This is a genomic window from Solidesulfovibrio sp. C21, assembly GCF_047785625.1.
In the GTDB taxonomy this organism is placed as follows: domain Bacteria; phylum Desulfobacterota; class Desulfovibrionia; order Desulfovibrionales; family Desulfovibrionaceae; genus Solidesulfovibrio.
Map to the genome: position 1 here is coordinate 1 of NZ_JBLODY010000101.1, position 10,629 is coordinate 10,629.

Below are 10,629 nucleotides of genomic sequence, written 5' to 3' on the forward strand. Positions count from 1 at the left end.
GTCCGGGGGGAACCCTTTTTTCAAAAAGGGTTCCCCCCGGCGGCCTCTTGTGAGACGGGCCTTCGTGGAGGAGGATGTCCCGATGTCCAAAGCCGCCTGGATCGACGTTTCCGTTCCCCTTAAGACCGGGCTGCCCGCCTGGCCCGGCGATCCGCCGACCCGCGTCCGCCGCGTGCTGGACCTGGAGCGGGGCGACCCGTGCACGGTGTCCGCCCTGGACCTGTGCGCCCATGCCGGCACCCACCTGGACGCGCCGTCCCATTATTTGGCCGGGGGCGATACCCTGGACGACCTGCCCTTTGACGTGACGATGGGCCCGGCCCGGGTCATCGCCATCACGGACCCGCGCGCCATAACGCCCGGGGAACTGCGCCGCCACCGCATCCGCCCCGGCCAGCGCATTCTTTTCAAGACGGCCAATTCCGAACGCTGTTGGGCCTCGCCGGAATTCGTGGAGGATTTCGTGGACCTCTCCCCCGAGGCGGCGGCCTATCTTGCCGCGCGGCGGGTACGGCTCGTCGGCGTGGATTACCTGTCCGTGTCGGATCATCGCGCCGACGCGGCCGCCATCCACCGTCCGCTGCTTGAGGCCGGCATCTGGATTCTCGAAGGGCTCGATCTGTCGCGCGTTTCCCCGGGGCCGGTGGAGCTGGTCTGTCTGCCGCTGCGGCTGGCCGGGGCCGAGGGCGCTCCGGCCAGGGCGCTGGTGCGGCCGACAAGCCGCCGTGCCTGACCAGCCCAAAGCGGCTGGTCTCGCACGTCCCTTGCCCGCGTTTCCCGCGTCTTGCGCCGGTAACCGCGCCTTGACAAGGTACGGAAGCGGCGGGATAGCGTCATGACTCTTTTATTCTGTGGGCAAAGCGGGGACAGGACGTGGGAAAACGGACGGGCGCGGCATGACGACCGCAAGGGATCGTGGCGGCCGCTGGATATGGATCCTGCTCGGCATCATTTTGTGTCTTGCGGCGTTCATCCGCCTGCATGCTCTGGGTGTTCCCGAGTTGCAATGGGATGAACGGCTGGCCCTGCACCGGGCTTCCATGCCCGTGGCGCAACTCTGGGACAGCATAAACAACCAGTCCGCCTCGGACGTCTCCCTCGACACTTCGCCGCCGCTGCACCATCTCTGCATTCACTTTGCAAGGCTCCTCGGCGACAATGATTTCAACGTGCGTCTGCCGTCCGTGTTGTTCGGCCTGGCTTCGCTGTTGATGCTGTTTCTGGTCGGTCGGCAATTCTTCGACGCCGAATCCGGCCTTTGCGCCGCGCTTTACGGGGCCTTGCTGCAATTTCACGTGGCCTATTCCCGCTATATGCGCTGGTACGTCTTTTTCTACACCTTTTCCCTGCTTTCGCTGTACTGCTACCGGCGACTTCTCGACAGCAAAACCTGGCGCGCTGTTTTGGCCTATGCCGTGGCCACGGCGCTGATGCTCTACAGCTCCTATCTCGCCGCGCCCTTTGTCCTGGCCCAGATGCTTTTTACGGGGATCTTGTGCCTGCCGGCCCTGACCGACCGCGCCGCTCGCGCCGAGGCCCGAAAGCTGCTTTTCGCCCACGGGGCCGGGCTGTGTCTGGCCGCGCTTTTCTACCTGCCCCAGGTCAAGGGCCAGCTCGTGGCCTATTACACGTTTTACCACAGCGGCGGCCATGCCTTCGATTTCTACCGCGTGGCCAAGGCGTTTCGGGAAATCACGCTCTATTTCCGGGATTCGGATTTCGCCGGCACCGGCGGGGTGGCCCTTTTCATGCTGGCCGGGCTGGTCTGGCGCTGGCGGGGGAAGGCCGGCCGGAATCTGGGGCTGTTCCTGGTCTGGTGCGCGGTGCCCACCCTGGCCGCCTTTGTCATCAATGTGCAGACCCAGATCACGGCCAAGTATCTGGTCGGGCTGCTCTATGCCGTGCTGCTTTTGGCCGGAGCCGGGGTCATGACGCTTTCCCGCGCCGTCATCGGCCAGGGGCTCGCTCCGGGAAGCCGGGCCTACCGGGCCCTGACCCTGGCCCTGGGCCTTGCCGGCATCCTTTTTATCCTCGGCCCGAATCTCCAGTACGCGGCCCTGTACCGGAGCTGGCAGCACAACGCCCAGCGCTGGGCCCGGTATCTGCTGTTGCACAAGCAGGATGCGGACTCCGTCATGTTCGCGTCCAACCGGGCCAAAAAGGTCATCCTGGAGCGGGAGCTGCACGGGGCCTACCGCTTTTTCGGCGACGTGGCCGGGCAGGGCTATCGCAAGTTTTTTTATGTCATCGGCAAGGGCGACTTCGTGCCGCCGGGGCTGACCCTCGTGGAGGACATGCCCCAGGACGACGAGGTGGTGCTTTTTTTCCGGGGTGGCGTGGTCGGCCAGGCCCCGCTGGTGGCCTCGCCGGGCGGTGCCGACGTCTATGCCGATGATTTCACCACGCTGCGGTTTTACGAAACCGTGTGGCAGGCCCACAACGTGGCCCCGGATTACCAGCTCCACGCCCTGTCGCAATTTACTCTCGACGCGCCCGGCCGGGCCACCTGGAAGCTTGTGTCGGCGCCCGGGGCGCGCTGTCGGTCCGTGGCCGTGCGCTTCGACGCGGTCATGCGCGGCAAGATCCGCGCCATGCGTCCCGATGCCCGGCTGCGACTCTTGGCCGGCCAGGACCCGGATATGCTGACGCTGGTCGCGGACATCGATTACGCGAAATTCGTCACGGCCAACTCGGCCTACGGCCAACCCGAAGCCACGGGAACGTCCAAGCTGCCCCTGGCCGCAACCGTCCCCTGGCCGCGGTCGGACCAGCCGCTTTACGTGCGCCTGGAATTCGTGCCGGGCCATTACGCGGCCTCCATCGACCTGGAGCGTCTGTCTTTTCGCGTCGACGGCGAAGCCGGGGAACATCCGGGAGAAGCGGCGCTGGCCGTGCTCGGCAACATCGCCGCCCACACGCGGCTTGCGCCCTGGAAAGCCGGGGAACAAACCCTCGGCGGCGAGGCCTTGCACGTTTTTTGCGCCGACGACGCCCGGCATCCGCAAGGCGCGGGGCCGCTTTCCTGGCAGTCGGCCGTCGAGCGGGAGCGGTTTGTGACCGCCCATCCCGGCCTGCCCCCGGTGGCGGTTCTTCGCGACCCGGACGGCGCGCCGGCCTTTTACCTCTACGACGCCCATCTCGCCGACGCGTCTTTGTCCCTGCCCCAGGGGCGGGAGGAAACGGCCGCCGTGGCGGTGGCGACGCCCTGGGCCGTGCGGGGGCTGGCCTATACCGGCGCGACTTCCCGGCCGGTGGTGCGCCTGGGCGGAAAGTCCCTTCCCATCCCCTTGTCCGTGCCGGCCGGGTCCCTGGTGGAGCTCAATCCCGGAGGCGAGGGCCTCGTCCACCTCTCGCCCCGGTTCACGCCCAAGGACTTCAACCTGTACAACATGGTCCGCCGGGACAACCTCAACATCCTGGGCGACGCCCTGACCTGTCTGGAAGGCCGCCCCTGCCTGGCCGAATACGTCTTCGCCTCCGAGCTTCCCATAAAGGGCGTGCGGGCCATGATCTACCCGGCCCTGCGCACGGACAAGCCCAATTATGCCCGGGTGTTCTACGGCATAAACGACATCGACGCCCGCCGCGTGTTCCTGGATTTTTCCGAACGCGGTCCGCTGGATATCTCTTCGACCTACGAGGGGGTGCTGCGGGAGGTGCGATTCGAGACGCCCGTGCACATCCTGTTCGTGGGCTGCGAATTGTCGGGGCCGGGCGCGTCCATCCGCTCCAACGCCAAATATCCCATGCGCATCGAAGTGCTGCTCGACGCCGCCGCCTTGCCGTCCATCGCCGCCGAGGCCTCGTCCACGACCGTTGGCCAGCGCTCCGAAACGGGCGAACCCATGCGGCTGTGGCTGTCCGGGAAGCCGCTTCCCCTGCGTCAGGTCTGGGAGACCCGCTAGCCCCGGCCGGGGCGATTTCCCGCCTCAGCCCGCGACCCGGTTGCGGCCCGTCTCCTTGGCCCGGTACAGGGCGGCATCGGCCCGGGCGACCAGCGCATGGGCGGACTCGTCGGCGTCGAGCACGGCCAGGCCGAAGCTGCACGTCACCTTTCCCGCCGCCGGGAAGGCATGGGCCTCCACGGCCGCGCGCAGCCGTTCGGCCAGCAGTCGCCCCTGCTCCATGTCCGTCTCGGGCGCGACGACAAGAAACTCTTCCCCGCCGTAGCGCCCCAGGATGTCGTGGTCGCGCACGAGTCCGGACACGAGCCCGGTCAGTTCCGCCAACACCGCGTCCCCGGCCTGGTGGCCGAGGCTGTCGTTGACGTCCTTGAAATGGTCGATGTCGAACATGATGACGCAAAGCGGCGTGCCGTGGCGTACGGCCCGGTGCCGTTCGCGGGCCAGGGCCTCGTCGATGCCGGCCCGGTTGGTGATGCCGGTCAGGGCGTCGGTGGTGGCCCGGGTGATGAGCTGGCGGCGTTCCTCGGCCAGGGACGTGATGTCGGTGAAGGTCAGGATGCGGCGGTCGAGCTCCGGAAAGGCGGCCGAGGACACGAGGAAGGTGCGCTCCTGACCGGGTTCGTCGGGCAGGCGCGAGAAGACCGCCTGATGCGTGACGTCCGGCCGGGCGTCGATGCGGCCGGCCCAGTCGAAATCCGCGGCTTCGTGGCGGCGGCCGTCGAGTTCCAGCACACGTCCGGCGTGGCGGCCGTCCTTGAGGGCCGGCAGGTCCGCCGCGCCGAGGAAATCCAGAAAGGTCCGGTTGACGTAGTCTACCTCGCCGCCGCTGAGGGTTAGGATGAAGTTGGGGTTGATGTCCAGGGTGAACTGGAAAAGCCGGGCCCGGGCGGAGGCGGCCCGGGTCTCCAGCAGGCCGGCGGCGAGCTGGCCAAGCCTGGCCAGCAGCTTGTCGGCGTCCACGGGCTTGACCGCGTAGCCGTCGATGCCGATGTCGATGGAGCGCAGGAAATATTCCGTGTCGCTGTGGGCGGTGACCAGGACCACCGGCACGTCGGGAGCCTCCGTTTTGATGCGCGCGGCCATGTCCAGGCCGTCCATCCGGGGCATGCTGATGTCGGTGACGACGATGTCGGGGCGCTCGCGGCGAAAGGCTTCCAGCCCCTCGGCCCCGTCGCCGGCCGTGGTCAGTCCGGCGGCGAAGCGCGACAGCAAAAGCCCCATATGTTCCCGGGCGAACGGATCGTCCTCCACGACCATGATGTGGAGCCTGGACAGGGAGCGGTATTTATCTTTGGACGACTTGGTCATGGGCGGAAACTCCCTGGGGGCGATTGGGAACTGTCGGCGGCGGACGTGGCGGTCTCTTCCGGCGGGTCGAGGGGAATGCGGATGGTCAGGCGCACCCCGTTGCCGAGGTTTTGGGCCGTGAGCCGGCCGCGCAGGTGGTCCTCCACGATGGTCTTGGACATGTAGAGTCCGAGTCCCGTGCCGCCCCTGTCGGACTTGGTGGTGAAGTAGGGGTCGAAAACGCGGTCCAGGATGGCCCCCGGGATGCCGCCGCCGTTGTCCGTCACGTGGATGACGGCCTGGCCGTGGCGGGCCATGACCCGGATGGCGATGACCCCGCCCCGTTGCCGCGAGGCCAGGATGGCGTCCTTGGCGTTGCCGAGCAGGTTGAGCACGACCTGGGAGAACTCGCCGCGAAACCCGGTGACCCGGGGACTGTGCCGGGCCGTGAAGCGCACGGCCACGCCGTGCTGGGCCAGGCTCATCTCGATAAGGAGCAGGGCGTCGTTTATGGCCGCCACCACGAAGAAGGGGCCGCGCCGCTTGTCGGGGCGGAAGAAATTGCGGAAGTCGTCGATGGTCGAGGACATTTTGCGCAGGATCTCGCCGGCCTGGCGGTGGGCGGCGATGAGGCTTGCGGTGTCGCCCTCGCAGACGTTCTCGTATTCGAAGCGCATGTTGGCCAAAACGATGGACAGGGCGTTTAGAGGCTGTCGCCATTGGTGGGCGATGTTGCCGATCATCTCGCCCATGGCCGCGAGCCTGGTCTGATTGAGGAGCAGGATGTCCTTCTGCCGGTTTTTTTCGGTTTCTTTGCGCACCCGCCGGGCCAGGTCGCGGTTGAGCGCCGAGATATCCGCCTGCCGGGCGGCCAGGGCGGCCAGTACCCGCTTGCGTTCCGTGACGTCGCGCACATTGGCCAAAATGACGTCGCGTTCGGGGAGCTTCAAGCGCCGCAGGTAGATTTCCGCATCGAACACGCTGCCGTCGTGGGGGCGTCTGGCCTTCCATTCGAAAAAGCGTTCCTCGCCGGCCATGACCTCCTGCCAATAGGCGACGATTTTCCCGGACGGATTGCCCGGGGCGGAGTAGTCGCGCTCGATGGAGTACTGGAGGGCTTCGTCGCGGCGCACGCCGTAAAGCTCGAGCATCTTCTCGTTGCAGTCCAGGATGACGCCGTCCGCGTCGTGCAGGAAAATGGCGTCGTAGGTGCTGTTGAAGACCTTGCGGAAGCGTTCCTCGGAGGCAGCCAGCGCCTGGCTCGCCGCCCGGCGTTCGGAGATGTCGCGGTAAAAGCCCAGGATGGCCGACCGGCCGCCGTAGGTGATGGGCTGGGCCGCGATGTCCGCGTAAAAGACGCGCCCGTCCTTGCGGCTGCAGGGGATGCCTTCCATGAGGTGCAGCCTGCCGGCATTGATTTCGCTAAACCGCGTGATCGAGCGCTCCCGCTCGTCTTCCGGATGCAGGTCCCAGGGCGACAGGGCCGTCAACTGCTGCGGCTCGTAACCGAACATGCGGCAGGCGGCGGCGTTGACCCGCACGATTCTCTGGTCGACCGCATCGGCGATGATCAGCCCGTCGGAGGTCTCGTTGTAGATGGCCTCCAGCTCCTCGTTGGATTCCCGCAGCCGGGACAGGGCCTCGCGATAGGCGGTGATGTCGCGGGACAGGGTGACGAGCCCCTTGGGCCTGCCGTCGCCGTGGAAAAGGGGGGCCTTGATCACGTCGAAGTGCCGGGTCCGGTCGTGGCTGCCGGTCAGGGACAGCTCGAAGACGCTGACTTCCCCGGCGGCCCAGGTTTGGGCGTCGGTCGCGGCCGCGTCGGCCAGGGCCTGCCGGTCGCCGGCGCTGTGGACCGCCAGGGCCGCGTCGGTCTCTCCTTTCCAGAAAACGCCGGCCAGTCCGAAGGCCTCGATCTGGGCCGGGTTGGCCACGATCCAACGGCCGCCGGCGTCCTTGAAGCAGACCGGATCGGGCATGGCGTCGAGCAGGGAGCGCAGGCGCTGTTCGCTGGCGGCCAGGTCCCGGGCGGCGCGGCGGCGCTCCGAAGTCTCGAGGGCCAGGGACAGGGTGTCGGCCAGGGAACCGGCAAAGGCCTGCTCGTCGTCGGCGAACCGGCGCGGGCTGCCGACATGGTGCAGGGTGAGCACCCCGGCCAGCCGGCCGGAGAAGCGGAAGGGCGCGTCGAGCAGCGAGGCGACGCCGCGCTTGTCGAGAAAGGTTGCGGCCAGGTCCCGCGTCAGGGGCGAGGCGGTGGCGTTTTCGGCCACGATGACCCGTTCGTGGGCGATGGCATCGAAATAGTCCGAATAATCGGCCCGGCGCAGCTCGATGCCCGTGTCCGCCTGTCCCGGTCCGCCGTCGAGCAGGCACAGCAGGCGCTGCCGGTCGGGGGAAAGGAGCCAGACGCCGGCTCTGGCCACGCCGAGGACGCGCGTGGCCCGGTTGAGCAGGGTGGCGGCAAAGGTCTTGAATTCGCCGCTTTCCAGGGCATCGAGGCTGCTGAGCTCGAAGATGGCCTGGGCCTGGGCTCCAAGGCGCACCAGACGGTTGTTGAGGTCCTGTTCGCGCGTCCCGATTTCCCGAAACAGCAGGTCATAGGGGCGGCTTATGCCCGTGACCACGATGGCCTGGCAACTGAGGGCATAGCCGAGCACCTTGGCCGCGTGGCCCAGGATGCGCGACACGACGACATCTGCCGGCCAGGCGAAGGCCGCGTCGGACAGGGCCAGGCAGGCCGTCGCCCCAAGCAGCAGCCGCACCACGGGCCTGGCCAGCCGGTCGCGGGAGCGCCGCAGCCCAAGGCCCGCCCCGACGAAAAGCAGCATCGGGATCAGGCGGCCCACCTGCGCGTCGGGGGCGGGAAGGTCAAGCGCCCCGGCGGTCGGCGACAGCACCGCCACGGCGGCGAAGGTCAGCACCAGCAATACGTTGAGGCCCCCGACCAGGGTCAGGGGACCGCCGACGATCGAGGCGTTGGCGCAGCAAAGCATCCAGGCCCCGACGCAAAGCGACAAGGCGAAGGCGATGTGGGAGCCGGCCCATACGGCGGCGGCGAGCCCGGGCGGCAGCGACAGGCGGATCAGTCCGGCGTGCAGCAGCAAAGAGGCGGTGTCGAAGCCGGCGGCGACCAGAAAGGCCAGTCCGAGAACCAGGAAAAAAGCGTGCTCGACAAAGGCCCTGGCGTTCCAGATGACCAGAAAGGCGGCAACCCCCGCGATCACGCAGGTCAGCTCGGACAGGACGTGGAACAGCGGGAGGTCGAAAACGGCGATGACGCAGAGCCCGGCAACGGACAGGGCCATGGAGGTCCGACCGCCGGCCGGAAAGGCGGACGACGCGCCCGGCGTGGCGGCGCTCATGCGGGAACGGACTCGGTCAGCCGGGTGTCGGCGCAATAACCGGCTTTGGCTTGATCGGAGGGCTCGAGGCGGTTCACAAAGACTCCATGCGGGGTGGGGCGACCAAGCGTGCCGCCTGGACAAGTCCTTACCCTGTACGATTGCGCCTTTTCCGCGTCAAGGTCGGCAGTCCTGGCAGGGAGCCCGGATTGACACGGGCTGGCGCCGGCGTTACTGCGCCGGCGATCGGGATTTTCCGGCCGGACGTCCGGGTCGGGAAAAAACGCCGTGACGGCAGGAGGCTGGCAGCATGGACCGGTTTTCCGTTCGGGATGTGACCCTTGTCCTGGCCCTGTGGTGCCTGGCCGCGTCCTTCGGGGGCTGCGCCAGGAAAGCCCCGACGCCGGTTCCCGCCGCTTCCGCCCCCTCGGCCGCCGAACGTCTGGCCGCCGGGAAAAAGGCTTTTTCGGCCGGAAAGTACAAGGTCGCCCTGCCGTATCTGGCCGCTGCGGCCAAGCAGGCCCCGGATATGGCCGAGGCCCATTTCTACCTGGGGCTGTGCGTCGCCAAGACCGGCGACGCCGCGCGCGCCGCGACCGAACTTTCGCGGGCGGCCGCGGTCGATGCCGCCGATCCGCGCCCGCTTGAGGCCCTGGGCATTCTGCAATACGGGGCCGGTGAGCGTCAGGCGGCGCGCAACTCCCTCGATGCGGCCATCGGCCGGGGATCGAAGAACGCCCAGGCCTTTTATTATCGGGCCAACCTGGCCATGACCGCCGGCGATTGCCGCCATGCCCTGGCCGCCTATCGCCAGGCCATGCTCCTCGACCCGGCCTTTGCCGCCGCCGGGGTGGAATACCAAAGCGCCCGCATGGCCTGCGCCAGGGCCGAGACGCCGCCCATAGCGCCGGTTCCGTTCACGCCGAAACCCGCACCCAGGTCCACCCCCGCTCCCAACCACAAGGCCGCTCCCGCGTCCAAGCCGGCATCCGCCGCCAAGTCCGTTTCGGCCACCGCCCTCGGCAAAGGGGGGCAGGCTTCGGCCAAGCCGGAGACCTCGCCGGCCAAGACCCCGCCCCCGGCGGTTCCCCAGCCTCCCGTGGCAAGCCCCTCCCCGGCAATGCCGTAACCGCCGGCCGGCTACAGCTTTTCCAGGCGTACGTCCTCCATGGGACGGCCGAGGAACCGTTCGCCGATCTCCTGGAATTTTCGCGGCACGTCCGTGACGTGGAACACATGGTGCGGCGCGCCTGGCGTGTCCGGCCCGTCTGGCGCGGTCAGCCCCAGGTAGCCCAGCACGGCGGCGGCGCGCTCGGCCACGGCCGTGGCCGAATCCTGCAGGCGCACGCCTGGTCCCGCCACCTCGGCCAGAAGGGGAGCCAACAGCGGATAATGGGTGCAGCCAAGAATGAGCGTGTCGAGGTTTTCGGCCAGAAGCGGGGTCAGGTACTCCTCGGCCACCAGCCGCGTGGCCGGGTGGGTCAGCCAGCCTTCCTCGACCAGGGGCACGAACAGCGGGCAGGCTTTCGAGGCGGTGAAGACCTCCGGACCGCCCAGGGCGGCCAGGGCCGATTCGTAGGCCCGGCTGGCAATGGTCGAGGGCGTGGCGATGATGCCGATGCGTTTGGTCTTGGTCGCGGCCAGGGCGCTGGCCGCTCCGGCCGAGATGACCTCAAGGACCGGGGCCGGGGACAGGGCGGCGATGGCCGGCAGGGCCACGGCGGCCATGGTGTTGCAGGCGACGATCAAGAGCTTGACGTTTTTCGCCAGAAGAAAATTCGTGATCTGGCCGGCGTAGCGGGCCACCGTGTCCGGCGACTTGACGCCGTAGGGCACGCGGGCCGTGTCGCCGAAATAGACGATGGACTCGCGCGGCAGACGGTCCATGACGGCCCGGACGACCGTCAGGCCGCCGACGCCGGAGTCGAAGATGCCGATGGGGCAGGATCTGTCACAGTGCACAACGAAGCCTTTGGGCGCGGAGATGGTGTGTCGTCAAGGAGTTTTTCGAGGAGGATGCGAGAGGGGGACCCTTTTTGAAAAAAGGGTCCCCCTCTCGCGCTCTCCCCTCCCAAAAACTTTCAACGGTTACAGGT

6 protein-coding genes are annotated in these 10,629 nt (G+C 67.8%); 3 read left to right on the forward strand and 3 right to left on the reverse strand.

From position 1 onward, the window contains the following. Positions 1–82 precede the first annotated feature (82 nt). Entirely contained in the window at positions 83–733 is a 651-nt protein-coding gene (locus ACMZ6R_RS18755) for a cyclase family protein (RefSeq protein WP_416114349.1), read from the forward strand. Between the two features lie 163 nt (positions 734–896). Further along, positions 897–3,905, forward strand: a complete 3,009-nt coding sequence (locus tag ACMZ6R_RS18760; RefSeq protein ID WP_416114351.1) for a glycosyltransferase family 39 protein — start codon at positions 897–899, stop codon at positions 3,903–3,905. Positions 3,906–3,929: 24 nt separating this feature from the next. Here the strand turns inward: ACMZ6R_RS18760 and ACMZ6R_RS18765 are convergent, their stop codons facing one another. Both ACMZ6R_RS18765 and ACMZ6R_RS18770 read right to left on the reverse strand, forming a co-directional pair. Next, positions 3,930–5,213 (reverse strand): diguanylate cyclase, encoded by a 1,284-nt coding sequence (locus tag ACMZ6R_RS18765; RefSeq protein ID WP_416114353.1) that lies wholly within the window; start codon positions 5,211–5,213, stop codon positions 3,930–3,932. Continuing rightward, positions 5,210–8,554 (reverse strand): PAS domain S-box protein, encoded by a 3,345-nt coding sequence (locus ACMZ6R_RS18770; RefSeq protein WP_416114355.1) that lies wholly within the window; start codon positions 8,552–8,554, stop codon positions 5,210–5,212. Before ACMZ6R_RS18770 ends, ACMZ6R_RS18765 begins: the two co-directional genes overlap by 4 nt. A 289-nt stretch (positions 8,555–8,843) precedes the next feature. Between ACMZ6R_RS18770 and ACMZ6R_RS18775 the strand changes: the two genes are divergently transcribed. Then, positions 8,844–9,662 (forward strand): tetratricopeptide repeat protein, encoded by an 819-nt coding sequence (locus tag ACMZ6R_RS18775; protein WP_416114357.1) that lies wholly within the window; start codon positions 8,844–8,846, stop codon positions 9,660–9,662. Positions 9,663–9,673: 11 nt separating this feature from the next. Here ACMZ6R_RS18775 and murI read toward each other — a convergent pair whose 3' ends face one another. Then, entirely contained in the window at positions 9,674–10,495 is an 822-nt protein-coding gene (gene murI / locus ACMZ6R_RS18780; RefSeq protein WP_416114359.1) for a glutamate racemase, read from the reverse strand. Between the last annotated feature and the right edge of the window lie 134 nt (positions 10,496–10,629).

Excerpts from the sequence above, each read along its gene's own strand:
- ACMZ6R_RS18755 (WP_416114349.1), top strand. The coding sequence starts at position 83 with ATGTCCAAAGCCGCCTGGATCGACGTTTCCGTTCCCCTTAAGACCGGG.
- ACMZ6R_RS18760 (WP_416114351.1), top strand. The coding sequence starts at position 897 with ATGACGACCGCAAGGGATCGTGGCGGCCGCTGGATATGGATCCTGCTC.
- ACMZ6R_RS18765 (WP_416114353.1), bottom strand. The coding sequence starts at position 5,213 with ATGACCAAGTCGTCCAAAGATAAATACCGCTCCCTGTCCAGGCTCCAC.
- ACMZ6R_RS18770 (WP_416114355.1), bottom strand. The coding sequence starts at position 8,554 with ATGAGCGCCGCCACGCCGGGCGCGTCGTCCGCCTTTCCGGCCGGCGGT.
- ACMZ6R_RS18775 (WP_416114357.1), top strand. The coding sequence starts at position 8,844 with ATGGACCGGTTTTCCGTTCGGGATGTGACCCTTGTCCTGGCCCTGTGG.